This is a genomic window from Streptomyces sp. BE20 (assembly GCF_036322525.1).
Lineage (GTDB): Bacteria > Actinomycetota > Actinomycetes > Streptomycetales > Streptomycetaceae > Kitasatospora.
Genome location: NZ_JAQYWW010001134.1, coordinates 207,061 through 233,358, shown reverse-complemented (window position 1 = coordinate 233,358; position 26,298 = coordinate 207,061). Strand labels below are relative to the sequence as shown.

19 protein-coding genes, 1 tRNA gene and 1 pseudogene are annotated in these 26,298 nt (G+C 75.7%); 13 read left to right on the top strand and 8 right to left on the bottom strand.

Translation table 11 applies throughout. The annotated features are described in order from the left end of the window. Positions 1–191 precede the first annotated feature (191 nt). The 3 genes from PUR61_RS35940 (at position 192) to PUR61_RS35930 (ending at position 4,906) form a co-directional block, all read left to right on the top strand. Positions 192–2,576, top strand: coding sequence for an acetyl/propionyl/methylcrotonyl-CoA carboxylase subunit alpha (locus PUR61_RS35940; RefSeq protein ID WP_329883729.1), 2,385 nt, complete (start codon positions 192–194; stop codon positions 2,574–2,576). Further along, positions 2,573–3,571: a hydroxymethylglutaryl-CoA lyase gene (locus tag PUR61_RS35935; RefSeq protein WP_329883727.1), complete on the top strand. Its 999-nt coding sequence runs from the start codon at positions 2,573–2,575 to the stop codon at positions 3,569–3,571. The genes PUR61_RS35940 and PUR61_RS35935 overlap by 4 nt, the downstream gene beginning before the upstream one ends. A 147-nt stretch (positions 3,572–3,718) precedes the next feature. Then, positions 3,719–4,906, top strand: coding sequence for an acyl-CoA dehydrogenase family protein (locus tag PUR61_RS35930; RefSeq protein WP_329883726.1), 1,188 nt, complete (start codon positions 3,719–3,721; stop codon positions 4,904–4,906). 105 nt (positions 4,907–5,011) lie between these two features. Here the strand turns inward: PUR61_RS35930 and PUR61_RS35925 are convergent, their stop codons facing one another. From PUR61_RS35925 to PUR61_RS35915, 3 genes are all read right to left on the bottom strand, one after another. Continuing rightward, positions 5,012–5,803, bottom strand: a complete 792-nt coding sequence (locus PUR61_RS35925; protein WP_329883725.1) for a bestrophin-like domain — start codon at positions 5,801–5,803, stop codon at positions 5,012–5,014. A 22-nt stretch (positions 5,804–5,825) separates the two neighbouring features. Next, a complete protein-coding gene (locus PUR61_RS35920; RefSeq protein ID WP_329883724.1) occupies positions 5,826–7,724 on the bottom strand; it encodes a hypothetical protein in 1,899 nt (632 codons plus the stop codon). A gap of 115 nt (positions 7,725–7,839) precedes the next feature. Next, on the bottom strand, positions 7,840–8,367 hold the full coding sequence (locus PUR61_RS35915) for a universal stress protein (RefSeq protein WP_380364626.1): 528 nt from the start codon (positions 8,365–8,367) through the stop codon (positions 7,840–7,842). Between the two features lie 685 nt (positions 8,368–9,052). On the opposite strand from PUR61_RS35915, the gene PUR61_RS35910 reads away from it, so the two are divergent. After that, positions 9,053–10,381, top strand: a complete 1,329-nt coding sequence (locus tag PUR61_RS35910; RefSeq protein WP_329883723.1) for an HAD-IA family hydrolase — start codon at positions 9,053–9,055, stop codon at positions 10,379–10,381. 125 nt (positions 10,382–10,506) lie between these two features. On the opposite strand, the gene PUR61_RS35905 is transcribed toward PUR61_RS35910, so the two are convergent. After that, a complete protein-coding gene (locus tag PUR61_RS35905) occupies positions 10,507–11,322 on the bottom strand; it encodes a GNAT family N-acetyltransferase (protein WP_329883722.1) in 816 nt (271 codons plus the stop codon). A gap of 1,013 nt (positions 11,323–12,335) precedes the next feature. On the opposite strand from PUR61_RS35905, the pseudogene PUR61_RS35900 reads away from it, so the two are divergent. The 5 genes and pseudogenes from PUR61_RS35900 to PUR61_RS35880 all read left to right on the top strand — a co-directional run. After that, positions 12,336–13,341, top strand: a pseudogene (locus PUR61_RS35900) (helix-turn-helix domain-containing protein); the annotation flags it as partial. Positions 13,342–14,098: 757 nt separating this feature from the next. Beyond that, positions 14,099–14,701: an oligoribonuclease gene (orn, locus tag PUR61_RS35895; RefSeq protein WP_329883721.1), complete on the top strand. Its 603-nt coding sequence runs from the start codon at positions 14,099–14,101 to the stop codon at positions 14,699–14,701. A gap of 121 nt (positions 14,702–14,822) precedes the next feature. Next, positions 14,823–14,898 (top strand) — tRNA-His (locus PUR61_RS35890). A 176-nt stretch (positions 14,899–15,074) separates the two neighbouring features. Beyond that, positions 15,075–15,521: a DUF4442 domain-containing protein gene (locus PUR61_RS35885; RefSeq protein ID WP_329883720.1), complete on the top strand. Its 447-nt coding sequence runs from the start codon at positions 15,075–15,077 to the stop codon at positions 15,519–15,521. Between the two features lie 161 nt (positions 15,522–15,682). Beyond that, a complete protein-coding gene (locus PUR61_RS35880; protein WP_329883719.1) occupies positions 15,683–16,744 on the top strand; it encodes a hypothetical protein in 1,062 nt (353 codons plus the stop codon). A 215-nt stretch (positions 16,745–16,959) separates the two neighbouring features. On the opposite strand, the gene PUR61_RS35875 is transcribed toward PUR61_RS35880, so the two are convergent. From PUR61_RS35875 to PUR61_RS35865, 3 genes are all read right to left on the bottom strand, one after another. Continuing rightward, a complete protein-coding gene (locus PUR61_RS35875) occupies positions 16,960–17,424 on the bottom strand; it encodes a GNAT family N-acetyltransferase (protein ID WP_329883718.1) in 465 nt (154 codons plus the stop codon). A 111-nt stretch (positions 17,425–17,535) separates the two neighbouring features. Then, the gene (locus PUR61_RS35870; protein WP_329883717.1) at positions 17,536–18,474 is read right to left on the bottom strand and encodes a spermidine synthase; all 939 of its coding nucleotides are present in this window, start codon (positions 18,472–18,474) and stop codon (positions 17,536–17,538) included. Positions 18,475–18,565: 91 nt separating this feature from the next. After that, positions 18,566–19,072 (bottom strand): hypothetical protein, encoded by a 507-nt coding sequence (locus PUR61_RS35865; RefSeq protein ID WP_329883716.1) that lies wholly within the window; start codon positions 19,070–19,072, stop codon positions 18,566–18,568. Between the two features lie 386 nt (positions 19,073–19,458). On the opposite strand from PUR61_RS35865, the gene PUR61_RS35860 reads away from it, so the two are divergent. Then, the gene (locus PUR61_RS35860; RefSeq protein WP_329883715.1) at positions 19,459–21,003 is read left to right on the top strand and encodes a tetratricopeptide repeat protein; all 1,545 of its coding nucleotides are present in this window, start codon (positions 19,459–19,461) and stop codon (positions 21,001–21,003) included. 24 nt (positions 21,004–21,027) lie between these two features. Here the strand turns inward: PUR61_RS35860 and PUR61_RS35855 are convergent, their stop codons facing one another. Continuing rightward, on the bottom strand, positions 21,028–21,678 hold the full coding sequence (locus PUR61_RS35855) for a histidine phosphatase family protein (protein WP_329883713.1): 651 nt from the start codon (positions 21,676–21,678) through the stop codon (positions 21,028–21,030). 200 nt (positions 21,679–21,878) lie between these two features. Between PUR61_RS35855 and PUR61_RS35850 the strand changes: the two genes are divergently transcribed. Genes PUR61_RS35850 through PUR61_RS35840 form a run of 3 tightly spaced genes read left to right on the top strand, consistent with a single transcriptional unit; the run spans position 21,879 to position 26,181 of the window. Further along, on the top strand, positions 21,879–23,153 hold the full coding sequence (locus PUR61_RS35850) for a hypothetical protein (protein ID WP_329883712.1): 1,275 nt from the start codon (positions 21,879–21,881) through the stop codon (positions 23,151–23,153). Beyond that, on the top strand, positions 23,150–24,817 hold the full coding sequence (locus tag PUR61_RS35845; protein ID WP_329883711.1) for a hypothetical protein: 1,668 nt from the start codon (positions 23,150–23,152) through the stop codon (positions 24,815–24,817). The genes PUR61_RS35850 and PUR61_RS35845 overlap by 4 nt, the downstream gene beginning before the upstream one ends. An 8-nt stretch (positions 24,818–24,825) precedes the next feature. Beyond that, positions 24,826–26,181 carry an AAA family ATPase gene (locus tag PUR61_RS35840; RefSeq protein WP_329883710.1) on the top strand — a complete coding sequence of 452 codons (1,356 nt, stop codon included), beginning with the start codon at positions 24,826–24,828 and terminating at the stop codon, positions 26,179–26,181. Positions 26,182–26,298: the final 117 nt, after the last annotated feature.

Here is a 26,298-nt window from a genome sequence, read left to right as displayed (position 1 = left end):
TCCGCCGAAGGCCCTCCACCGGCGGGCCTTCGGCAGGCGGCCCCGTGCGCGGACGCGCGGGCCGTAGACCCGCCGGACGCCCCCGTCCGACGGCCGACGGCGCCGCAGCGCCGCCACCGCGGTCCGACCGCCGCTCCCGCTCGACCACCTCCTCACGTACGGCTCCCCCTCGACCCGGAGGAACGCCTCCCATGTTCGACACAGTTCTGGTCGCCAACCGCGGTGAGATCGCCGTCCGGGTGATCCGCACCCTGCGGCGTCTCGGCGTGCGCTCGGTCGCCGTGTTCAGCGACGCCGACGCGGACGCCCCGCACGTCCGCGAGGCCGACGTCGCGGTCCGGCTCGGCCCTGCCGACCGCAGCGACAGCTCGGCCGCCGAAACCTACCTGCGGACCGACCAGATCCTCGCCGCCGCCCGCCGGACCGGCGCCCAGGCCGTCCACCCCGGCTACGGCTTCCTCGCCGAGAACGCCTCCTTCGCCCGCGCCTGCGCAGAAGCGGGCCTCGTCTTCATCGGTCCTCCTCCCGCCGCGGTCGAGCTGATGGGTGACAAGATCAACGCCAAGGAGGCCGTACGGGCCGCCGGCGTGCCGGTGGTGCCCGGCAGCCGTGCCACCGCGCCCAGCGACGACGCACTCGTCGCGGCCGCCGACGAGATCGGCTACCCGGTCCTGCTGAAGCCGTCCGCCGGTGGCGGCGGCAAGGGCATGCGGCTGGTCCGCGACCCGGCCGACCTGCCCTCCGAGATCGCCGCCGCCCGGCGCGTCGCCCGCACCGCCTTCGGCGACGACACCCTGCTGCTGGAGCGCTGGATCGACCGGCCGCGCCACATCGAGGTCCAGGTGCTCGCCGACGCCCACGGCACCACCGTCCACCTCGGCGAACGCGAGTGCAGCCTTCAGCGCCGCCACCAGAAGCTGATCGAAGAGGCTCCCTCCGTCCTGCTCAATGCCGAGACCCGCGCCGCGATGGGCGCCGCCGCCGTCCGGGCCGCCGAGTCCTGCGGCTACACCGGCGCCGGCACCGTGGAGTTCATCGTCCCCGGCGTCGACCCGGACTCCCCCACCCCCACCGAGGGGGTGCGGGACTTCTTCTTCATGGAGATGAACACCCGCCTCCAGGTGGAACACCCCGTCACCGAGCTGGCCGTCTCCGTGGGCGGCTCGCGCTCCCGGGGTTCGTCTGCGTCAGGTTCGACCGCGGGTGATCCGGACACGGACGGTCGGGACGCCGACGATCCGGCCGTCGCCGACCCGGGAGCGGACCGGCGCCGGCGGCTCGACCTGGTCGAGTGGCAGCTGCGGATCGCCGCGGACGAACACCTCGCCTTCACCCAGTCCGACATCTCCTTCCTGGGCCACGCCATCGAGGCCCGGATCTGCGCCGAGGACCCGGAACGGGACTTCCTGCCCACCGGCGGACGCATCCTGCTTCTCGACGAACCACGGGGCGAAGGCATCCGGGTGGACTCCGGGGTCGCCCCGGGGACCGTCATCACCAGCTCCTACGACCCCATGCTCGCCAAGGTCATCGCCTACGGACCCGACCGGCCGACCGCGCTGCGACGCCTCCGCGCCGCGCTGGCCGACACCCGGATCCTCGGCGTCACCACCAACACCGGCTTCCTGCGGCGACTGCTCGCCCACCCCGAGGTCGCCGCCGGACGGCTCGACACCGGCCTGGTGGAGCAGACCGCGCAGCAGCAGCCCGGGCTGCTCGCCTCGCCCTACTCCCCGGCCGCCGCGCCCGCACCGGACACCGAAGCCCCGGAAGCCGCGGCCTCCGGAGCCCCGGAGGCCGCGGCACCCGACGCGCTGCCGCCCGGGTCACCGACACCCGCCCACCTCCTCTACTACGCCGCCGCGCTCGCACGGCACCTGGACCTGGCCCCCGCCGCCGACCACGACGGCTGGACCGACCCCTTCTCCCTTCCCTCCGGCTGGCGCCTGGGCGGCGCCCCCGCCTGGACCACCCACCGACTCCGTACCCCCGGCCAGGACCCGGTGTCGGTGCGCATCCGTTCGATCACTGCGGGCAACGTATCCGAGGCCACCGACAATCCGCCCGGCGTCGCCCCCGAGGTGGAGATCCGGCTCGACGCCGGGCCGGTCCACCGCGCCCGGGCCACCCGGGCCGGCGACCGGCTCCGCCTCACCGTGGACGGCCTGCGGACGACCTTCGCGCTGGCCGCCGACCGGGCCCCCGGCACCGCGGCCGGTCCGGTGACGTGGCTCGGGATCGACGGCGACGCCTGGCCGGTGCACGGCCACGACGCCGTCGGCGGGAACGCCGCCGCCGGCGCGGCCCACCACGGCGCCCTGACCGCACCGATGCCCGGCACCGTCACGGTCGTGAAGACCACGGCCGGCGAGACCGTCCGCAAGGGCCAGCCCCTGCTCGTCCTGGAGGCCATGAAGATGGAACACGTGATCGCCGCCCCGCACGACGGGACGGTGAGCGAGCTGCGGGCCACCGCGGGCGCCACCGTCGCGATGGAGGAACTGCTGGTCGTGGTCACCCCCGCCGAGGCCGCACCTGCCCCCGCCGAGGGCGCCGGAGCCGAGGTGCGGCCGTGACCGCCGCCACCCCCGCGCGCGAGCCCGACGCGCTCGACCTGGGCCTGCCGGCCCCGGTCCCGGCGCCCGGCCTGCCCGCGGAGGTCCGGATCCACGAGGTCGGACCGCGAGACGGGCTGCAGAACGAGAGCGCCCTCGTCCCGGTCGAGGTCAAGGCCGAGTTCATCGCCCGGCTCGCCGACGCCGGCCTGCGGACCGTCGAGGCCACCAGCTTCGTGCACCCGAAATGGGTACCCCAGCTCGCCGACGCCGAGGAGCTGATGCCCCGGCTCGCCGGTCTGCCGAGCGGGCGCCCCGGGCTGCGCCTGCCGGTCCTGGTGCCCAACGAGCGCGGGCTGGACCGTGCGCTGGCCCACCACGCCGAGGACGTCGCGGTCTTCGCCAGCGCCACCGAGACGTTCGCCCGACGCAACCTCAACCGGTCGGCGGACGAGGCGATGGAGATGTTCCGGCCCGTGGTGGAGCGCGCCACGGCCGCCGGGGTCCGGGTCCGCGGCTACCTGTCGATGTGCTTCGGCGACCCCTGGGAGGGCCCGGTCCCGCCCGCCCAGGTGATCGGTTTCGGGGTGCGGCTGCTGGAGATGGGCTGCACCGAGCTGAGCCTCGGCGACACCATCGGCGTGGCCACCCCGGGCCAGGTCACCGCCCTGCTGGACGGGTTCGCCGAGGCAGGGGTGCCGGCGGGACGGCTCGCGGTGCACTTCCACGACACCTACGGCCAGGCGCTCAGCAACACGCTGGCCGCGCTGCGCTCCGGGATCACGGTGGTCGACGCCTCGGCGGGCGGCCTGGGCGGCTGCCCGTACGCCAAGAGCGCCACCGGGAACCTGGCCACCGAGGACCTGGTGTGGATGCTGCACGGACTCGGCATCCGCACCGGTGTCGACCTCCGCGCCCTGGTCGCCACCAGCGGCTGGATGGCGAGACGGCTCGGTCGGCCGAGCCCGTCCCGGACGGTCCGGGCCCTGCTGGGCCCCGGCGCCGGACAGGACTGACGCCGGCGGGGTCCCCGGACGCCCATCCGCTCGTCCGGGCCCCGTCCTTCCCCCCTCATCACACCGCGCGTCCGCCACACCATCGAACGGACGGCGGTCGTCCCGATCAAGCCCGCGCCCACCCGGCGGGGCCTCAGGAGGATCACCATGCTCGACCACCGGTTGAACACCGAGCACGAGGAACTGCGGCGCACCGTGGCCGAATTCGCCCAGGACGTGGTCGCCCCGAAGATCGGCGAGTACTACGAGCAGGGCGAGTTCCCCTACGAGATCGTCCGGGAGATGGGACGGATGGGCCTGTTCGGCCTGCCCTTCCCCGAGGAGTACGGCGGCATGGGCGGCGACTACTTCGCGCTCTGCCTGACGCTGGAGGAGCTCGCCCGGGTCGACTCCTCGGTCGCCATCACCCTGGAGGCGGCGGTCTCGCTCGGAGCGATGCCGATCTACCGCTTCGGGACGGAGGAGCAGAAGCGCGAGTGGCTGCCCCGCCTGACCTCCGGCGAGCTGCTCGGCGCGTTCGGACTGACCGAGCCCGAGGGCGGTTCCGACGCGGGCGCCACCCGCACCACCGCCCGGTACGACGAGGCCACCGACGAGTGGGTGATCAACGGCACCAAGTGCTTCATCACCAACTCCGGCACCGACATCACCGGTCTGGTCACCGTCACCGCGCTCACCGAACCGCTCGCTCGTTCGAGTGAAGGGGGCGAATTCTCCTCGCCACGGCGCGAGATCTCCTCCATCATCGTGCCCAGCGGCACCCCCGGGTTCCAGGTGTCGAAGAAGTACTCGAAGGTCGGATGGAACGCATCCGACACCCGCGAACTGTCCTTTACCGACTGCCGCGTCCCCGCGGCCAACCTGCTGGGTGAGCGCGGCCGCGGCTACGCCCAGTTCCTGCGGATCCTCGACGAGGGCCGCATCGCGATCGCCGCCCTGGCCACCGGCCTGGCCCAGGGCTGCGTCGACCAGTCCGTCTCCTACGCCGGTACGCGCCGGGCCTTCGGCCGGACGATCGGCACCAACCAGGCGATCCAGTTCAAGCTCGCCGACATGGAGCTGCGCGCCCACACCTCCCGCCTCGCCTGGCGGGACGCCGCGTCCCGGCTGCTGCACTCGGAACCGTTCAAGAAGGAGGCCGCGATCGCCAAGCTGTACTCGTCGGAGGCCGCCGTCGACAACGCCCGCGAGGCGACCCAGATCCACGGCGGGTACGGCTTCATGAACGAGTTCCCGGTCGCCCGCTTCTGGCGCGACTGCAAGATCCTTGAAATCGGCGAGGGCACCTCGGAGGTCCAGCGCATGCTCATCGCCCGCGAGCTCGGCGTCTCCTGAGAGAGCTCCCGCAAGCCCTGTCCGCACACGACGACACGTCCCCGTCCGTCGATCCTCCCGCTCCGTCCGCCGCGCACCGGCCGGCCGGTGGGCGGGGCCGGAGGGTCACGGGAGGGGCGGCCCGACCGCACCACGGTCACCGACGTCGATCTGCTCGTACCGGGTGAGCGCGAGTTCGAACGCCGCCGGTTCGACCTTCACCGTGCCGTCGAACGGGCCGCTGAGCTGGAACACCAGACCGACCGCGAACGCCACCGCGGCGCCCATGAACCCCATCAGCACCAGATTGCGCCCGCCGGCGGTCAGCCCGATCAGCGGCGGCACGGCCAGCACGACCACCGCTCCCACCACCAGACCCCACAACTCCAGTGTCGGCGCCCGCGAGCCGACGTCGGCCAGCCGGGCCGTCCGCCGTGCGTAGGCATCCTCCAGCCCTCTCAACGTGTCCGCCTTGGCACCGAGTTCGACCGGGTCCTCGGTCCGTACCGCGTCCGCCGCGATCCGGACCCGGTCGATCGACACCCACGCCTCGGCACTGCCGTGCCCCTGCCCCAGCTGCACCCACTCCTCGTCGATCACCTGCCGGGTGTACGCCCGCAGCCGCTGCCGCACCACCGGACGGTCCGGTCCCGGCAGCAGCCGCGCGGACCAGTACACCTCGGTGAGCGCGCGGGACTCCTCGTAGGTGTGCCGACGCGCGTCGCTGAGCTCCTGCCAGGCACCGGCGACGGCGAAGCCCGTGAAGAGGGCGAAGAACCCGAGCACGGCCGCACTCACGAAGCCGACCGCGGACGAGTTCCCCTCGTCGTCCGGGGAGGAGCGAACCCGCCCGATACCGAGACCGATCACTACGGCGAGAGCCGCACCGGCCAGCACCGCGACGACGTTGACCCACATCTACGGGATCTCCCTCAGAGGTTCATGATCCACTACGGCCTCCGGGGCCACCGCCGGGGCGCTTGCGCACCATCGTGGCGGCGGCCAGGACCACAAGGACCGGAAGCATGATCGCCATCAGCAGCATCAGCACTTCTCCGGTGCCCCATCCGTTCTCCCAGTCGAACGGCGAGCCTTCCGGCCCCTGGGCGGCCGCAGCCAGTCCTCCACCCGAATTGCCGGAACCCACGCCCGTATCGCCCGCGCCGGGGTTCCGGGCGTCGGCGCCCGCGCCACCCGCCCCACCATTCGCGGCACCACCCGGGGCACCACCCGGGGCACCCGCCGCGCCGCTCCCGGCCGCGCCTTCCGCCCCGGCCGCCGCCGGGGCGGGCACGGCCTGGAAGGGGCTCGCCGGAAGTCCGAAGAGCGCGGTACCCGGACGGAAGGGCACTGCCGACCCGGTTGCCGCCGACACGGCAGCGGAAGCGGCAGCAGCAGCCGCGGCCTGGGCAACGGCACTCTGGCCGGCGGCAGCGGCAGCCGCTGCGGCTGCCGCCCCCGCGACGGCTGCCGCGTTGGCGGGCGCGGCTGCCCCGGGGGCCGCAGCCGCGGCTGCTGCTGCCGCGGCTGCTGCCGCGGCGTTCGGAGCGGCAGCCGAACCGGCCGGCGGCGCGGCCGGGTTGGGCGGCGGAGCGTTCGCGGCGGCAGCGGCTGCCGCCGCGGCACCGGCCGCCGGGGGCGCGACCGCCGGGTTGACCGCCCCGGGGGCCGCTGCCCCGGCCACCGCTCCACCGGGAACGGCTGGAGCACCTGGAGCAGCGGGAGCGCCGGCGGTACCCGGCGGCGCCGGATTGCCGGCCGTGCCGGGCGGGGCTGCCGCCCCGGGCTGGGCGGGCGCACCCGGTTGGGCGGCCGGAGCCGGGCCCTCGCCCTCGTATTCCCCCGGCGCCTCCGCCGCGAGCGGGCGGGGAGCCAGCGGGCGCCCGTCCTGGCCGACCGCCCCGTCCGCTGCCAGGCCCTCGGCCCGGGCCACGGCGGAGTGCCTGCCGGGCCGGGCCTCGCCCGAGGCGGTGCAGTCCAACGGCCGGCCCGGCTCCAGCAGACCGGCCGCGGACTGGCCGAGACAGCTGACCTGCCCCACCCCGGGGAGGAGGTCCACCACGCTGACCGCGCTGACCGGCGAGTCCCCGACCGCGTCCACCCGGTACCTCAGCAGGACGTCTCCGCCCACCCGCGCCACGGTGACGCGACGCCCGGAGAGCCGCTCGGGAGAGGAGGCCGGACCAGCCGGCGGGAGGGCTCCGTCGGCCACCGCCTCCCGGTCCCCGGGCGGCACGACGGAACGGGCGACGGAACGGGCGGCGGAACGGGTCACCACACCCGAGCCCGCCGGAACGCCGACCCGGGCCAGCGTCAGCCCGGCGACCAGTCCGAGATAGCCGGCCTCCGCGGTCACGACGGCCTTGGGGAGGCCCTTCGGAGCGTCCGCCTCGACCCGGACGACGGCCCGCTGTTGACCGCTCTGCGCCGGCAGGGTGGCCGAGCACTCGACGACACCGAGGGCGGGAAGCACGAACGGCTGCTGCCCGCCGCAGACCACCGCGGCCCCGGAGACCTGGGCGTCCTTCAGGACCGAGACGGTCAGCGGGTACTCCGCCTGGTTCGCCAGCCGGTAGACCCGGAGCAGCTGTTCGCCGGACCGGACCCGGACCCCGGTGCCGGTGGCCCCGTTGGTGCGGACCTCCAGCCGCACCGCGCCACGGGCTTCTCCGCCCGCCGGGCTGAGCGCCGACGCCCCGGGGGCGCCGGCGAGGAGCGCGAGCGGCAGGAGTGCCGGCGCAGCGGCCGACAGGACGAGGAGGGCGGTGACACGGCGGGGAGCACGACGGAGAGGACGTCCGGGCGGCCCGGGATCGGGCGGAGTGGGCCGATTGATCACCTTGTCATTCTTCGCACCGCGCTTCCCGGCCGGGCGGGAGCGCGGTACCGACCCACCGGCAGGGGTGACACGTTCGGCCCAGCGGCAGGCCCGCCACGCCGTAGCCGGCGAATCGTCAGGGGATCACGATCACCGGACGGTTGGCCCGGCGGGCGAGGCGACCCGACACGGATCCGAAGATCTTGCCGAGCAGGCCGTGCGTACTGCCGACCACGATGGCGTCGGCGGCGTACTCACGGCCGACCTCCTCGATCTCGTGGCAGATGTCGCCGCCCCTTTCGACCAGGACCCAGGGGACGCCGGCGAGGAAGTCCGCGCAGGCGAGCTCCAGGCCGAGCACCTCGGTCCGGTGGTCGGGGAGGTCGACGAAGACCGGCGGTTCACAGCCCGCCCAGACGGTGGCCGGCAGGCGGTTGGCCACGTGCACGATCACCAGTCCGCACTGGGAGCGGCGGGCCATGCCCACCGCGTAGGCGAGGGCGCGCTCGCTCGACAGCGAACCGTCGAAACCCACCACCACACCGTGACGGAAGGCGGGGTCGCAGGAACGCGAGGACGCCGGCCGGACCGCCGGTTCTCCGACGGCGCGGGTGGGGCCGGAGGCGCTCGGCCGGTCGGCGCCCGGACCGGGGCGGCCCGTCACCGGGGGCTCCGCGCGGTCGTCGCGGTGCTCGTCCCGCCGGTGGCGGGAACCCGAGCCGGGGCGGCCTCGGCGCACGATGTTGCGGAGGGGCCGGGTGAGGCCACTGCTCCGGACGTCCGCATCCGGCTCCACCGGTCGGAAGGACTCAGAACCAGCCATGGCACAAGGCTCTTCGAAGGGGATGGGCTGACAGGAGAGGACATCGCTGCCCGAGCAGCAGGCCCGCCCAGGGGACGACGTCGGTCTGCGCCGCGCACCACCGTTGGTGACCTGTTCCTTTCAGAGTACGACGGGCCGGGGACTCGGCCCAGCCACAAGACCTCGGGGCGACACTGTTCCCGCGAACGGGGGATGTAACCCCCGTCGGCCGTACGCCCCCGGGCACGCTGACGCGCCCCTCCGGCGACAGAGGTTCCCTGGAGCTTGACGGAGCGGGCCGGGCGGCGCAACAGGCCACCGGGACACCGTGACCGGACTGTCATGGATCGATGACGATCCGTTGCCGCCCGATCACCGCGCGGCGGGCCCGCGGCGGGTCGTCCGGGGCCCGTAGGGCGAGCCCCACCTGACGCAGCCGCCCCGGGAGTGTGGCACCGAGCCCCCGTTTCGGCCATTTCGCACGGGTTCGCGACGCCGTCTGGCATTTGCCAGGTGCATAGGCACGGCCGCTGGCACCATGCTCGGCATGCCCCTGCTCCTGCTCGACCTCGACAACACGCTGCTCCCCAGGGACGCCGCTTTCCGGGCCTGGGCTCAGGAATTCCTGACCGAACGAGGGCTGCCGCCCGGCGACGTCGACTGGCTCTCCACCATCGACGGCGGCGGCTACGTACCGCGCAGCACCGTACTGTCCGCCGCCCGCCGCCGCTACGGACTGGACGAGTCACTCGACCGCCTTCTCGCCCACTACCGGCGCGGCATCAACTCCCACATCCACTGCCCGTCCCGCAACATCGACGCGCTGCGGGCGGCGCGGGCCGCCGGGTGGACGCTCGGGATCGTCAGCAACGGCGGCACGGGGCCGCAGCTGGAGAAGATCCGCCGGACCGGACTCGGTCCGCTGGTCGACGGCTGGGTGATCTCCGAGGAGGCGGACTGCCTCAAACCGGACCCGCTGATCTTCGAGATCGCCGCGCAGCGGTGCGGCATCGCACCGATCGGCGACTGGGCCAGCCACACCTGGATGATCGGGGACCACGCCCCCGCCGACATCGCCGGGGCCGAGCTGGCCGGCCTGCACAGCGTCTGGCTGCACCACGGCCGTCCGTGGGCCGAGCCCGGCTACCGGCCCACGCTGAAGGCGGCCGGGCTGCCGGAGGCCGTCGGGCAGGTGCTGTCGGCCCGCGTCGCTCCGTCACCCCGGCCGGGGATCCGGGCGGGCGGACCGCTCGGGCGGCGGGCCGGCGACTCCGAGGGCGTCCCCCGTTCCCGGGATCGGGGAATCCCCGGTGCCAGGGCTCTCGCCCTGGCACCGACCGGGACGGTCACGGCATCCGTCGGCGCCGCGGTCCCGATCGGGACCGTCACCGCGGCCGGAATCGGCATCACGGCCGGCGGCACCCCGGCGGCCGGGACCGTCGTCACGACCGGAAGCGTGACCGCGACCGGGGTCGCCGTGGTGCCGATCGGCCCGAGGTCCCCGGGACCGAGCATCAGGGCGCAGACCGGCGTGCGGTCAGGCGCACAGTTCTCGCCGTCCGCCCTGGACGACGGGCATGCGCCTGTTGCCGCGAACGCCACGAGCTGTGCCACCCCGCATCCGGGGGCAGGGTCCGTTGTCCGAAACCGACCCGGCGGGTTTGCCGCCGACAGCGCGGAGCACTCCGCGTCTGCGGGCTCCGCCGACGTGGTGGAACCGCCGGTCGGGCTCCCGTCGACGACGGGCGGGCCGCCCGCCCGGACGAGGTTCGCGGCGCCGCCGGCCCGCAGGGTTCCGCGTCCGGGCACCGCCGCCTCCCCGCGAACCGCCGGAGCCCCGGCGGCCCCGGCGCACCGCGCCGCCCGGACCGGATAGAGGGCGACTCGCGCCGTGGTCGCCGGGCGAAGCACCGGAGCGTCGTCGCCCGAGACGCACCCGGGCGCCCGGGTGGGTCCGGGCGGCACAGGCCGCGCCGCCGGGCGGCTACGCCGGGAGCCTGCTCAGCGCGTCCACCAGCGGGTGCGGGCCAGTTCGGTGAAGCCGAGCCGGCGGTAGAGCGGCTCGCCGAGTTCGGTGGCCACCAGAGTGGCCGGACGGTCGGGGTGTGCGGCGGCCGGCGCCGTCCGCAGCACCGCCCGGGCCACTCCGCGTGAGCGCTGGGCAGGCAGGGTGGCGACCCAGTAGACGCCGGTGGCGTGGCCGTCGTCGTAGGTCAGGCAGGCACCGGCGGTCACGCCGTCGACCCGGCCGAGCCAGGCCCGGCAGCCGGGTTCGCCCAGGAGCCGCACCGGCAGCTGGGCGCCCTCGGTCCAGGGCTGCCGGGGCAGGATCGGGAAGCCGTCGACGATCGCGCGCTCGGCTTCGGCGAGGGCGTCCGCCCCCAGGACCTCACCCACCGTCAGCACCTCTGCGGCAAACACTCCCGAGCCCGAGCCCGAGCCCGAGCCAGTCGCCGGCCGTTCCGGCCGTTCCGGCCGTTCCGGCGGCAGCGGACCGGGCTCGCGCACCATCACCGCCATCCGCCGGCCGTGGCCGCAGCCCTGGCGGGTCAGGTCCAGCCCGCCGCACGGGTCCTCCACGGTGAGCCGTACGGTGTGCCAGGCGGCGAACAGGTCCGTCAGTTCCGCTTCCGGCGCTCCCGGTTCGCCGATGGGGCGGGCGACCACCACGCGGTGGGCGTCGTCCGGGGTGCGGGCGCAGCGGACCGCGGTGAAGCCGGGGCGCGTGAGGTACTGCCAGCCGTGCGCACGCGCCTGGGCCAGCCAGAGTGCGGCGGCGTTGTCGTTGGCCTGTTCGAGCCGGCCGAGGATCTCCACTCCAGGACGGTAGCCTTGACGGCCCGTCCGCGCTGTCCGGCCCCGGCCCTGGCCGGATGAAGCCAGGGAGGCGCACACATATCGGCCGTGCGCCCTCGCGTGCACCGCCGATTTTCGGTCAATCTCGCGCGACTCCCCCGCCCTTGGGCAAATCCGCAGCCCAGACGCGCCGGCCGGGTGCGCCGAAGCCGGACGTCCCAGGACCCGTCCCGCGACAACCAGCCACCGTTGCACCGGCCCCCTTCCCAGAAGGGTCGACGGGTGCCACGCTTCGTGATCGAATGCATCACGCCAAATTGCCATGTCGACATAGCGTCGGATGGTGAACTTGTCACAACGGCAATGGTCCACCCGATAGATTCGATCTTGGCCAGCAGTGCCGCACCACCACACCACACCACCGAGGGGGCTTGAGCGCCTTGAGCAGGGTGAGCAGGAGCGACGCGGGTCCTGACAGCGGCCAGACCGCGGCCGGCATCGCGGGTCGTTCCGCGAGAGGCACCGGCAACAAGGCCCCCGCCGTCAACACCCGCACCTCCGGCACAGCCTCGTACCCCTCCTATTCCGCTGCGGCCACACCCGCCCCGGGAACCACTTCCGCACCAGCCGCCCCCGGCGGCCCCGGTGCCTCCGGCTCCCCGGGCACCCCACCCTTCCCGGCCTCCCCGGAGCACGGCGGACGCACCGTCAGCCGATCCGGAGTCAGCCACGGGACCGGGTACGGCATCGGCTCGGACGGCCGGCACGGGCAGTCGGTTACCGGCCAACCTGGCGGCCACCCCGGCGGCGGTCACCCGGGCGGCCACCCGGGCGGACAGGAGAGCGGATTCACGACCTTCGCCGCCGCTCCGACCGGCGCGCTCTCCGGCCCGGCCCTGGCCGGCGCCGGAACGTCCGGCGGGATCCCGCCGGGATCGCTCGGGCTCGGGGTGTCCGGCCACGGCGCGGGCGGACACGGCGCGGGCGGACACGGCGGACCGGGCTCCGGCCTCAACGGATCCTCGACTCCGGTGATGGCGGTCTCGCCGCGCAAGCTCTCCGGCCGGCGCAGGCGCGAGACCGTCGCCGTGCTGATCTTCGGCGGCGCACCGATCTTCGAGAGCTCGATCCCGCTCTCCGTCTTCGGTGTCGACCGCCAGGACGCCGGGGTGCCGCGCTACCGCCTCCTGGTCTGCGCCGGCGAGGAGGGGCCGCTCGCCACCACCGGCGGCCTCACCCTCTCCGCCCCCTACGGGCTGGAGGCACTCGCCCGCGCCGGGACGATCGTCGTACCGGCCTGGCGCTCGATCTCGCAGCCGCCGCCGGTCGAGGCGATCACGGCGCTCCGCAAGGCGCACCACGAGGGCGCCCGGATCATCGGCCTCTGCACCGGCGCGTTCGTGCTCGCCGCCGCCGGTCTGCTGGACGGCCGCCCGGCGACCACCCACTGGATGTACGCCCCGACCCTGGCCAAGCGCTACCCGCGGGTCCACGTCGACCCGCGCGAGCTCTTCGTGGACGACGGCGACGTGCTGACCTCGGCGGGCACCGCCGCCGGGATCGACCTCTGCCTGCACGTGGTCCGCAGCGACCACGGCGCCGAGGCGGCCAACGCGCTCGCCCGGCGGCTGGTGGTGCCGAGCCGTCGCAGCGGTGGCGGACAGGCCCAGTACATCGACCAGTCTTTACCTGAGGAGATCGGCAACGACCCGCTTGCCGAGGTGGTCACCTGGGCGCTGGAGAACCTCAACCAGCAGTTCGACGTCGAGGTGCTGGCGGCTCGCGCCTACATGAGCCGACGGACCTTCGACCGGCGCTTCCGCACGCTCACCGGCAGCGCGCCGTTGCAGTGGCTGATCACCCAGCGGGTGCTCCAGGCCCAGCGGCTGCTGGAGACCTCGGAGCTGTCGGTGGACGACGTCGCGCGCCGCTGCGGCTTCCGGTCGCCGGTGGCGCTGCGCGGGCACTTCCGGCGCCAGCTCGGGGTCTCGCCGGCCGCCTACCGGACCAGCTACCGGGCCCGTCGGCCGGGCAGCGTCTCGGCCGCCCAGGCCGCGGCGCAGGGCAACGACCTCCGGATGACCGGGGCCGTGCCGCAGACCGCCACGGCCGCCGCCCCGGCGGGCGGGACGGTCCCGGGTCAGCACGGTGCGTCGGTGCCGGGCTTCCCGGGCGGCGCCCCGGCGCACCCGGGCCAGCACGGGCAGCCGTCCGGCCAGGGCGTCCACGCCCGGGCCGGGCAGCCGTACCCGCACCAGCCGGCGGGGCACCAGCAGCACCCCGGCCAGCCCGGAACCGGACGCGGCCCGGCACGGCCGCCGATGGTCCCGGCGCAGCCCGGTCCGAACGCGGGCCGGCCGCCCCGGACGGCGGAGCACGCCGCGGCCGAGGACGGGCACCCGCAACCGGGCGCCCGCGGCCAGGGGCAGGGGCACCGGACCGCGGCCGACCGGCCGCAGGACGAGTCCCCGGCGGCCGGACGCGGTCACGGCGCGGCCGGAGGCCGGCCGCCGGCGCCCGCACCGGCCGGGACCCCCGAGGCACGGGCCCGGCAGGCCCGGGCCGGTCAGGTCCGCCCGCAGGGCGGCCGGGCCGCCGCGCCGGAAGGTGTCCGGGAGCCCCGCGACGCCCGGGCCGCGCGGGACGGCCGTCCCACGCATCCGGCCCACCCCGGCCGGGAGAACCGTGAACCGGACGGTCACGCCCAGGACGAACACGGCTCCGAGTCCTGCGCCCCGGCGCCCCGCTCGGCTCCATCGGTGCCCGTGGCGCGTGATCGCGCCGTAGGGTGAGTGGCGTGAATGACCGTTTGGTATGGATCGACTGTGAAATGACAGGCCTCGACCTCGACCGGGACGCCCTGGTCGAGGTCGCGGCGCTGGTGACCGACTCCGAGCTGAACATCCTCGGCGAGGGTGTCGACGTCATCATCCGCCCGCCGGCGGAGGCGGTGGCGAACATGCCCGAGGTGGTGCGGACCATGCACACCTCCTCCGGGCTGCTCGACGAGCTGGAGCACGGCGTGACGCTCGCCGAGGCGGAGGCGCTGGTCCTCGCGTACGTGCGCGAGCACGCGCCGGAGGCCGGCCGGACGCCGCTCTGCGGGAACTCGGTCGCGACCGACCGCGGCTTCCTGAGCCGGGACATGCCGGCCCTGGAGAGCCACCTGCACTACCGGATCGTGGACGTCTCCTCGATCAAGGAGCTGGCCCGCCGCTGGTACCCGAAGGCGTACTACAACAGTCCGCAGAAGGGCGGCAACCACCGGGCGCTCGCCGACATCCGGGAGAGCATCGACGAACTGCGGTACTACCGCGAGGCGGTGTTCGTCGCCCAGCCCGGCCCGGACACCGACACCGCGCGCGCGATCGCCGAGAAGTACCAGCCGCCGGCCGGCTGACCCGGGGACCCGGGAGGTGCCCGCTCCCTGCTGAAACCCTGGCGCGAGCACCCTCCCGGATCCTGTATTGTTCTTCCTGTCGGAACGGGAACGCGAAGAGCGGGACCGGGCCGGACAGATGGTGGGTGTAGCTCAGTTGGTAGAGCACCTGGTTGTGGTCCAGGTGGCCGCGGGTTCGAGTCCCGTCACTCACCCCAGAGCCTGAGGGGCCGGTTTCTTCAAGAGACCGGCCTCTCGGGCGTTTTCGCGTTCCCGGCCGCGGACCTCCCTGCCCTCCACCCTTGCCCCCCCTGCGCCCACGTGGCCTCCGTCTCACCTCTTTCTCCCCCGGCGGAGCTGCCGCCGAAAGCTACCGGCTAGTAACGTTGCGGCCATGACCACACCTTCGATCGGCCAGCTGCTCGACTCCACCGTGCCGATGGCACGGACCCTCAAGCTGGAGTACCTGGAGACCACCCCCGAGCGTGCCGTGCTCCGGCTGCCCGACCAGCCCGAGTACCACAACCACGTCGGCGGGCCGCACGCCGGCGCGATGTTCACCCTCGCCGAATCGGCCAGCGGCTGCATCGTCCTGAGCGCCTTCGGCGACCAGCTCTCCCGCGCGGTGCCGCTCGCGGTGAGCGCCGAGATCTCGTACAGGAAGCTCGCCATGGGCGTCGTCACGGCCACCGCCGTACTCGGCCGGCCGGTCGCCGAGATCGTCGCCGAGCTGGACAAGGGCGAGCGGCCGGAGTTCCCGGTCACCGTCGAGATCACCCGTGCCGACGGTGCGGTGACCGGCGTGATGACCGTGATCTGGACGCTTCGCCCCAACTCCTGAGCCACCGGCGGACAACGGCCCGGGGTGCCGACCGGAGCGCGTCCGGCGGACCTCGGGCGGTCGGGCGAGCCGGCAGTCGGGCGAGCGGTCGGGCCGCCGCCCGATGACTGTCCGTGACGGTGGCCGTGACCTCATGGTCCGTCCGCTCGTTCTCGATTCACGTGCGAGCCAAACACACGACCAAGGACCTGTCGTCAGAGTCCCGTCGTCCGCCCGGAGGGCGGGCCGGGCGGTGGCTCTCCCGGCTGCCGCGGGCCGTCGCGGCGGGCGGAGCGCTCCTCGCGCAGCTCTGGGGGCTCGGCGCTCCGGGCGCCCACGCGGCCGGCGCCGAACCGCTCCCGGAACCGGCGAGCCGGACGGCCGTCGGCCGGGCCCACACCGGTGAGTCCGTACTCGGCGACTCCCCGCCCGACGGGACCGTGACCGGTGGGCCGTCAGCGTCGCGGACCGCCGGACAGACGGGCGAGGAGGCGGTCGGGGACGCAGCCGCCCCGCAGCCCCCCGTGCCGCAGGACCCGCCGCCGGACAGGCCGCAGGAGCCGCCACGGTCGCCCGCGCGGCAGGACGGTCCGGTCGGCGGTCCCGGCCGGACCACGGCCCCCGGGGTGCTCGATCACCTCGTCGGCCCCACCGCCGCGATCGTCCCGGTACCGGAGCTGGACGCCGCGACCACCTCCGTCAGCAGTGCGCTCCAGGACCGGATCAGGGCCGGCGGCCTCCCGCTGCCCGGACAGCGGGCCGCCCTTCCGGACGCCTTCGCCATCGCCTCCGGGCTGCTGGGCACCGTACCCGCCCAGTCCCGCCCGGCCGGGGCGCGCGCCTCCCGGGAGGGTGCGCCCGACGGGCCGTCCGCCCCGGTCGGCCGGAACGGCGCCGGTCCCCGGGCCACCCGGCCCGGCGGGGAGCAGCGCGGGCCGGCGGCCCCGCCACCCGCCCCCGGGGAGCCGGGTGACCGGCCGCACCACACCGCCGCCGACCGTCCGGGCACGGGAGCCGCCGGGAGCGGCCGGAGCGCGGCGGAACCGGACCGGCCGACGATCGCGGAGGGCTCCCCCGCCGCCGGTCCGGCCGGCTCGACGGCGGGCTCCACCACGACGGCCGCCGTCACCGTCGCGCACGGCGCCCCGGGGACCGCGACCGCCGTCCTCGCCCCGATCGCGGCCGGGCTGGCCCTGACGGGCGCCGCGATGTACAAGCACCGAGGTCTGCCCAAGGGGCACTGACCCGGACGCACACCGGCGCGGACACACAGCGCGGCCCGGAGGACCGGCCCGGCGCAGGGCCGGTAGCGGTGCCGGGCCGGTAGCGGTGCCGGGCCGACCGGGGCCACCGCCCGGGCCGCGACGGCGAGGCATGCCGTCCCGCCGGTGGAGGGTGCACCCGGTGGACGGTGAGGTGGGAACGGTGGCCGACGGGCGAGGGCGGGGTGCCCGGGCGGTCAGTCGCCCGACGGCCCCGTCGCCAGGACCAGCAGCGGGAGTTCGCGGCCCGGTATCGAGCCGGAGGGTACGGTGCCGATCCGGGCCGCGCCCATGGCCGCGTAGAAGGACTCGGCGTTCGGGTCCGCCGCGACGAGGACCCGGCGGAAGCCCGACTCCGCGGCGCGGCGCCGCAGATGGGCCAGCAGAAACCGGCCGACACCCCGGCCGATCACGTCCGGCTCGACGAAGAGCATGTCCAACTCGCCCTCCGGCGGCGCCCCGACGAGGGTGACGAAGCCCAGCACCCGGCCGTCGGCCTCGGCCACCGCCGTCCGATCGGCCTCGATCCGCTCCGGGTCAAGGGTGAGGTCGACCCGGCAGACCTCCATGAACTCCGCGTCGTAGCCCCAGTGGGCCTTGGAACGCAGGGCCAGGGCGCTGAGCAGCGCCGCCTCGTCCGGTCGGGCCGGTCTGATCCGCATGGCGCCACCTCTCCCGGTCGACCCCGTCCGGATTCCGGACGTCGGGGCCCATTGTCGGCAGGACGGGCGGCGCTGCCAACCGGTTTTCCGGAGCCGGACGCCGCCGCCGGATCAGCGGAAGACGCCCGGGGGCGGGGCCGGGGAGGGGGCCGCGGTGGCGTCCGTGGCCGGGGTGGCGCCGGCGGCGAAGTCGGCGAGGGCGCGGCCGTGTTCGACGCGGCCGAGGGCGGCGTCGGAAGCCACCTTGCGGGTCAGTTCGGCGAGCGGGAGCCCGGTGTGGGCGGCGGCCAGGACCAGGTTGCCGAAGCGCTTGCCGCGCAGCACCGCCGGGTCGGCGACCAGGCAGAGCTCGGGGAAGACCGCCCCGAGGGTGGCCACCTGCGAGCGGGCGAACGACAGCGCCGAGCCGTCGGCGATGTTGACCGCGTACCAGCCTCCGGGGGCCAGCGCGCGGGCGGCCAGGGCGGTGAACTCGACGGTGGTGCAGTGGGCCGGCACCCGGGCGCCGGAGAAGACGTCGGCGATCACCAGGTCGACGGTGCCCTCGGGGGTCCGCTCCAGCACGCTGCGGGCGTCCGCGCCGCGTACCTTGACCTGCCAGCCGCGCTCCAGCGGGAGTTCGGCGCGGACGAGCTCCGTGAGGGCGGTGTCGATCTCGGCGACCTGCTGGCGCGAGCGGGGGCGGGTCGCGGCGACGTAGCGGGCCAGGGTGAGGGCGCCGCCGCCGAGGTGGAGGACGGTGAGCGGGCGGCCGGGCGGGGCGACCAGGTCGATGAGGTGGCCGAGCCGGCGCTGGTACTCGAACCCGAGGTGGGTCGGGTCCGCGAGGTCGACGAGCGACTGCGGCGCGCCGTCGACCAGCAGCGACCAGGCGGCGGGGCGGTCCCGGTCGGGGCGGAGTTCGGCGAGGCCGGAGTCGACGGGACGGGTGAGCGGGCCCTGGGCGTGCGCGCGACCGCCGGGGCCGGTGGCGGCCGGCCGGACGTCCGGCTCGGTACGGCTCCGGTCCGTGCTGCGCCCGGCTCTGCTGCTTCGTCCCATACCGGCCATTATCGCCGCCGTGCGGGGAGTCGCCGCAGCTCGGGGCCAGGCGGGCGGCCGTTGCGGGCCGGAACGGCGCGGGCGGGGCAGGGCGGGGCGGTCAGAACGGGCCGAGGCCGCCGGCGGTGAGGGTGCAGGCGGCCTCGCAGAGCGCCGAGCGCAGGACCCAGGCGTCGGTGGGGCGGGCGGCGCAGTCGGCGCCGGCCGGGGGCATCACCCAGCGCGGGTCGGTGGGCGGCGGCAGGAAGGCGCCCGCCGAACAGGAGCTCCCGGGCAGGTGCCAGGTCGCCGAGGTGCCGGCCGGGACGAGGAAGGTGACGGTCGCGCCGCTGCGGCTCTGCAGCACCGCGCCGCAGGCCCGGCGCAGCCGCAGGATGTCGACCGTCTCCAGGCCGTGCCGCAGGGCGACCGTCACGGTGTCGTACGCGGTGGCGACGGTGCCGCCGGCATCGGGGCCGGGGCCGGGGCGGCGGGACGGTCCGCCGCCGCACGGGGCGCGTCCGGGTCCGCGCTCGTCGGCCGACTCGGGGAGCAGCGCGGGGGCGGCGGCGGCGAGCACCCCGCCGGCGACCAGGCGGTGGTACTGCGGCACTCCGGTGGCCGACATGGGCCCTCCTGTCACCTCGTCGGGATGGAAGCCGCGCCGTCCGGGGTGGGGGTGCCGCCGGGGGCGGCGGGGACGGCGGGCAGCGGCCGGGGCTTCCACGTATCAGGACAACGCCGAGGAGGCTCCTCAGGCCACGGGGCGCCTTACAGCAAGGCATGGCATTTCATGGCGGATCCGGGCAACAGTGCCCGCTTTGGCACGAATTGACCGCACATCAGCCACAAACTCGCTGTGTCCGCACGGTGACTCCCGGTACTGTCGGTGGCGCCCGGCAGCCGTCGGGCCCCACCGGACCCACCCGTGGCCGGGCGCCCCCGACGCCCCACCGACGCCCCACCGCCGCCCGACCCCTCGCACCACCACCCCGCACGACCACGGAGCGCACCATGGCAGCCACCCCACCGGCCAAGCCGAACCGCCCGTCGCCCAACGCCGTGATGCGCGCCCTGCGCGGCGACCGCTCGCCGGGCGAGTTCGCCATGGCCGTACGCCGGGCCGCCCGCGAGATCGGCGAGCACGTCTCCTGCGACGCGCGCTACGTCGGGCGGGTCGAGTCCGGCGAGATCCGCTGTCCCAACTACGCGTACGAGCGGGTGTTCCGGCACATGTGGCCGGACCGCTCGCTCGCCGACCTCGGGTTCGTCCCCCGCGCCGCCGTCCGCCGCCGTCCGGCGGACGGCAGGGGCGGCGGCGAGGACGAGGCCTGGACGCCACCTCCGCTCCGCCCACCGTTCCCCCAGGTGCCCGCCCCGCGACTGCCGCTCGCCGCCCGACTCCCGTACGCTGCCTCGCCGTACGCGGAATCGCCCCCACCGGTCGGGGCCCCGATGCCGAGGTTCGCGGCGGCGCCCCGGGGGCCCGACGAACCGCACCATTCCGACGAGGAGAACGACGACGTGCGTCGCCGTACGTTCCTGGCCGGCGGCCCGGCCGCGCTGGCCACCGCGGCAGGCATCGACCGCCCCGGCACCCCCACGGCCGAGAACGCCTTCGTACCGGGCCGCCCCGGAGCGGTTCCGCCGCCCCGCAAGGTCGGCGCGGCCGAGGTGCTCGGCGTCGAACAGGCGGTCCGGGAGATCCGGTTGGCGGACGACGCGCACGGCGCCGACGCCCTGTTCGAGCTGGCCGGGCGGTCGCTGCGGACGGCCTACCTGCTGCTCGACGCGTGCGAGTACTCCACCGAGACCGAGCGGAGGCTCCAGGCCGGCGCGGGTGAACTCGCCGTCTCGGTCGGCTGGTTGGCGCACGACTCGAACCGACTGGCGGACGCCCGGTCGTTCTACGCGGAGGCGCTCGCCACCGCGCGGATGGCCGGCGACGCCGCGCTGGAGGCGCACGTCTTCTGCAACAGCGCCTTCCTGGCCCGGGACGCCGGACGCCCCCGCGAGGCGTTGCGGGCCGCCCAGGCCGGGCAGTCCGCCGCCCGGCGGCTCGACTCCGACCGGCTGCTCGCCCTGCTCGCCATGCGCGAGGCCGGCGGGTGGGCGCTGCTGCAGGACCGCGGTGCCTGCGAGCGCGCGATCGCCCGCGCCTGCCTGCTGTTCGACAGCGGCCCGTCGGAGACCGACCCGGAGTGGATGTCCTTCTTCGGCGAGGCCGAGCTCGCCGGACTGCGGTCCCAGTGCTGGTCCGCCCTCGGGGACTGGGACCGCGCCAGCGAGCAGGCGGGGCTGGCCATAGCGCTCCAGAAGCCGCACTTCGTCCGCAACCGGGTGCTGTACACGGCCGAGCTGGCCCACGACCGGCTCGGCGGGGGCGATCTGGCCGGCGCCGCCCAGCACGGGTCGGCCGCCGTCGCACTGTTCGACGAGGTCCGCTCGGCCCGGATCCGCTCCATGCTGGCGGACACCGCGCAGCGGCTGCGCCCGCACCGGCGGGTGCCGGAGGTGGGGCGATTCCTGACCGAGTACGACGTGGCGGCGGCGGCCTGACCGGGCGTCGGCCGGCCGGCGGCGTCAGTGCTTCAGGCCCTCCAGGTGCCCGAGGTCGTTCCAGACCTCGACGGCCGGGGCGCCGTACTCCCAGGAGAGGACGCAGAGCGCGGCGGTGCCGAGCTTGAACCGCTGGGCGTACTCGGGCGGCAGTCCCAGCCAGCGCGCGGTCAGGATGCGCAGCAGGTGGCCGTGGGCGAAGAGCACCACATCGCGGTCGGCGCAGTGCATGACGGTGGTGTCCGGCTCCGGGACACCGTGCGTGTCGTTGAGGTCGGCGAGGAGGGCGTCCACCCGCGCGGCGACATCGGAGAGCTTCTCGCCGCCGGGCACACCGTCGCGCCAGATCAGCCAGCCGGGGTGGTCGGCGGCGCGGATGTCGGCGCCGGTCCGGCCCTCGTACTGGCCGTAGTCCCACTCCAGCAGCTCGGGCCGCTCGACGGCCCGGTCGCCGAGGCCGGCCAGCGCGCAGGTCTCCTTGGCCCGGTCCAGCGGGCTGGTGTAGACGAGGGCGTCGGGCAGGCCGTTCCAGGGGGCTCCGGCCAACCGGGTGCCGAGCGCCCGGGCCATCGCGCGGCCCTCGTCGGTCAGCGGGATGTCGGTGCGGCCGGTGTGGCGGCCGGTGGCGGACCACTCGGTCTCGCCGTGGCGGACCAGCAGGATTCGAGCGGGCATGGCAGGCTCCTCGCGCACAGGACGGCGTCAACGATCGGCCTCACCATTGAGCACCGGTCTCCATGATCCCTCACCTGCGCGGCGCCCACGATCCAGGCTGCCCCCCACGGACGTCCGGGGCGGTGGCGACCACCGCCGAGGACCGTCAACGGCCGGTCCCGGCCACTCTGTCGGACCCGGATGCGACACTGGGCCGCACCATGAACGTCTCGACGAACGCCCCGTCCGGCGGACCCGCGGAGCCGCTCGCCCAGCGGCTCGCCACGCTGCGCGGACCGGCGCCGCAGCGCAGTCTGAACGCCCGCGCCCTCGCCGCGCTGGCCGCCAATCCCGGGTGTCACCGCCGGGCCGTGCTGGACGCGGCCGGGGTGGACAAGTCCGCACTGGCCGCCCGGCTCGGCCACGCCGCTCCGTTCGGGCAGTCGCCGTTCGCCCTCGCGCGCGGCGTCATCTTCGAGTCCCGGCTGAAGGAGGACGGCTACGCGGCGTTGCTGGAGCCGCTCCGCCACCGGCTGGGCCTCCCACCCGACGGGGACACCCCGCTCGCCGTACCGGACCTGCTGCGCTCCTCCGGTCCTGCGGTCCGGGCCGACCGGACGAGGGCCGCGCTGGCGGAGGCCGCCGCGGACCCGGACGCCTGGACCCTGCTCGACCACCCGCTGCTGCGGCTCACCGTCGCCGGCTCCACCGCGTACCTGGAGCCGGACGCCGTCGTGGTGCACGGCGGGCGGTGCACCGTCGTCGAGATCAAGTCCTTCCCGGTGCTGGACGGCAGCGCGGACCCGGCCAAGGTGGGCGCCGCCGCCCGGCAGGCTGCCGTCTACGTGCTGGCGCTCCAGGAGACCGCGGCCGCGCTGGCCGGGCTGGACACGGATCCGGACCCGTACGCCGAGCAGCAGCTGCCGGGAAGCCCTCGGTCGACCGTGCTGCTGATCTGTCCCAAGGACTTCGGCAACCGGCCGACCGCCGTCCCGGTGGACGTCCGGCGGGAACTGGCCACCACCCGCCGCCAGCTGGACCGGATGACCGGCATCGGCCGGCTGCTGGACGCGCTGCCGCCCGGGGCCGACTTCGACCTCTCCCCCGACGCGAGCGGCGCCCCGGTCCGTTCGACCGAGGAACTGACCGGGTCGGTCGAGGCGGTGCCCGCGGCCTACAGCCCGGACTGCCTCTCCACGTGTGAGCTGGGGTTCCACTGCCGCGCCCGGACCCGTTGCGACGACCGGGTCGAACAGCTCGGCCGGAGCGTCCGCGGCGAGCTGGGCACCATCCGGACGGTGACCGAGGCGCTGGCCGTCGCCCACGACGGCCCGGCCGCCCGGAGCCTCGCAGACCGCGGCGACAGCGACAGCGAGAACGACGGGCACCCCGACGCCGCGGCCGACGAGGCCGCCGCCCGGCTCGTCCACGCCGCCGCGCTGCGCGCCGAGGCCCTGGGCCGCCCCGTCCCGGCCCCCGCCGGAGGCCCCCGGTGAGCCTGCTGACCACCCTCGCCCGGCTGGAGGCCGTCCGCAGCGGCCGGGCCGAGCCCCTGGCGACCGTCCGCCACCGGCACCTGTCCGACCGCCCGATGGTGGTCGTCCCGCTCACGGCGGCCGGCGAGGCCGGTGCCCCGCTGGCCGTGCTGCTCGGCACCGACCGGGACGCACCGAGGCTGCACTTCGTCCCGCAGCCGCTGAACCGCACGCTGCGCTTCGACTTCCTGGCCGAACTGGCCGCCGACCTGCTGCCCTACCTGGAGTCCTTCGGCGACGACGTGGAGCAGATCGAGGGCTCCGAGAAGGACCCGGAGACCGGCGAGAAGACGCAGGTCTTCCGCGAGCTGTGCGCGGACGCACCGCAGGTGATCGTGCCGAACACCGGTGGGATCCGGCACCTGGCGCTGCTCGGCCGGTCGACCCGGTTCCGCCGCACCGCCGAGGACGACGAACCCGGCCCCTACCCGGCGCCGGCCCGGGTGCCGCTGCTCGGCCGCTGGCTCACCCAGCTCACCGACCGCGCGATGGTGCCCGGCTCCAGCCTGCTGCTGCCGATGACCGGCCTGCTCGCCCGGCACTGGGCGACCGGCCAGAGCCACCTGGAGGACCAGCACCTGGCCGCGCTGCTCGCCTGGCACGCGCCGCCGGCCGGGCTGACCGGCGCCGAGGCCGCCGAGCGGGCCGAGACCGCGCGGGACCCCGAAGGCCGGCTGCTCCACCCGCCGGCCGGGCCGGCCACCGACCCGGCCTTCGACGCGAAGGTGCTCGCCCCGGCGATCACGCGCTACGACGCCGCCGTGGCTGCCCTGGCGGCCCTGACGGACGGCGCGGGGACCGCCGAGCGGACCGCCGCCGACCCGGCCGCCGCCGAGCGGGCCCGGGAGGCCGTCCGGGTCTCGGTCGAACGGCTGCGCGCGGTGCACGCGGACCAGCTGCTGCCCACCTGGCACGACGTCTGGCACGGCCTGGACCTGCTGCGCGCCCTGCCCCCGGGCGGACACCTGGCGGAGCGCTGGACCGGCGACCGATGGTCCTACACCGGCCACCGGGACCGGCTGGCGGCGGGCGAGCCTCCGCAGCCCCGGGTGGACGACGCCGTGACGGCCGCCCGCAAGCTCGCCCAGCGCGAGCGGGAGCAGACCCGGCTGGACGTCCAGGAGGCGATGGACGACCCGCTGGCGATGGCCGAGCACCGGCTGGCCGGCGAGGCGTTCACCGGCGTGGTGACCGAGGTGGTGCCGGACTACGACACCTCGGGCCGGTCCCCCAAACCGCGTCCGCTGGTGACGGTCCGCACCGACGACCGCCCGCACGCCGACCTCGGCCGGGACGCGCACCGGGTGTGGGGGTCCCCCGACCCCGGGTCCGGGAGCGCTCCGGCCGGGCAGAAGACCCAGAAGGCGCAGATCGCCGCGGTCGACCGGACGGCGGGCACCATCACCGTGCGGGTGCTCTCCGGGATGGGGCGGAAGAAGGAGCCCGAGCCGGGGAGCCTGCCCGAGCCGGGCGAGCGGGTCACCTTCACCCTGTTCGAACTGACGGCCCGGCAGGCCGCGCCGCTGCCCGAGCCGGACGACACCCCGTGGACGCACGGCGGTCCGCCCGGTGCGACCGTCACCCTGACGGCGACCGTCCCCGCGGCCTCCGAGGATTGGGAGTGATCCGGCCGATGAGCACCGAGCAGACCCCCGGTGACGCCGCCGACGCGGCGGTGGCGCGGATCCTGGCGGCGACCGTCCACCCGGCCGTCGGCGCGCCGCGCGGGGTGGTCGTGGACTCGCCGCCCGGCGCCGGCAAGTCGACCCTGGTGGTGCGCGCCGCGCGGGAGCTGGTGGAGGCGGGCGAGCGGCTGATGATCGTCGCCCAGACCAACGGCCAGGTGGACGACCTCGTGGACCGGCTGGCCGCGAAGGCGCCCGACCTGACGATCGGCCGGCTGCACGCGGCCGACGCCCGGCCGGCGCCCGAGGTGCTGCGGCACCCCAACGTCACGCCCTCCGACAAGGTGACCGACCTCGCCGAGCTGGACGTGGTGATCTCCACCTCCGCCAAGTGGCAGTGGGTGCGGACCGAGCAGCCCTGGCGGCACGCGATCGTCGACGAGGCGTACCAGATGCGCTCGGACGCGCTGCTCGCCGTGGCCCGCCTGTTCGAGCGGGCGCTGTTCGTCGGCGACCCGGGTCAACTGGACCCGTTCACGGTGGTCGGCACCGAGCAGTGGGCCGGCCTGTCGTACGACCCGTCGAGCAGCGCGGTGGTCACCCTGCTCGCCCACAACCCGCAGATCGAGCCGCACCGGCTGCCGGTCTCCTGGCGGCTGCCGGCCAGCGCGGCGCCGCTGATCTCCGGCGCGTTCTACCCGTACACGCCGTTCCGTTCGGGCACCGGCCCGGAGGACCGCCGGCTGACGGCGACGGTGCGCCCGGACGGCTCCGCGCTGGACGCGGCGATCGACCGCGCCGCCGAGCACGGCTGGGCGCTGCTGGAGCTGCCGCCCCGGCACACCGTCCGGACCGATCCGCAGGCGGTCGCCGCCGTCGCGGCGACCGTCCGCAGGCTGCTGGAGCGCGGGCTGACGGCCCACTCCGAGCAGGGCTCCGTGCCCTTGACCCCCGGCCGGGTCGCGGTCGGCACCGCCCACCGGGACCAGGCGGCGGCCGTCCGGGCGGCGCTGGTCGGGGCCGGGGTCCCGGTCGATCCGACGGCCGGACCCGCGGTGACGGTGGACACCGCCAACCGGCTGCAGGGGCGCGAGTACGACGTCACCGTGGTGCTGCACCCGCTCTCCGGGCGGCCCGACGCGACGGCGTTCCACCTGGAGACCGGCCGGCTCTGCGTGCTCGCCTCCCGCCACCGACACGCCTGCATCGTGGTGGCCCGGGCCGGGATCGCCGAGCTGCTGGACGAGCATCCGGCCACCGAACCGGTGCAGTTGGGCGTCCCGGTCACCTTCCCGGACGGCTGGGAGGCCAACCACCGGGTGCTGCACCACCTCTCCGGGCACCGGGTGCGGCTGGACCGCTGAGCCGCCCGCCTCGGCCGCCCGGGCCGCCGCACCCGGCCACCGGGGCCGGTCCGGGCGGTGCACGCCCCCGGCGCGCCCGGGGGGAATAGCGCCCGAACTCGCACCGTTCCGTTACCG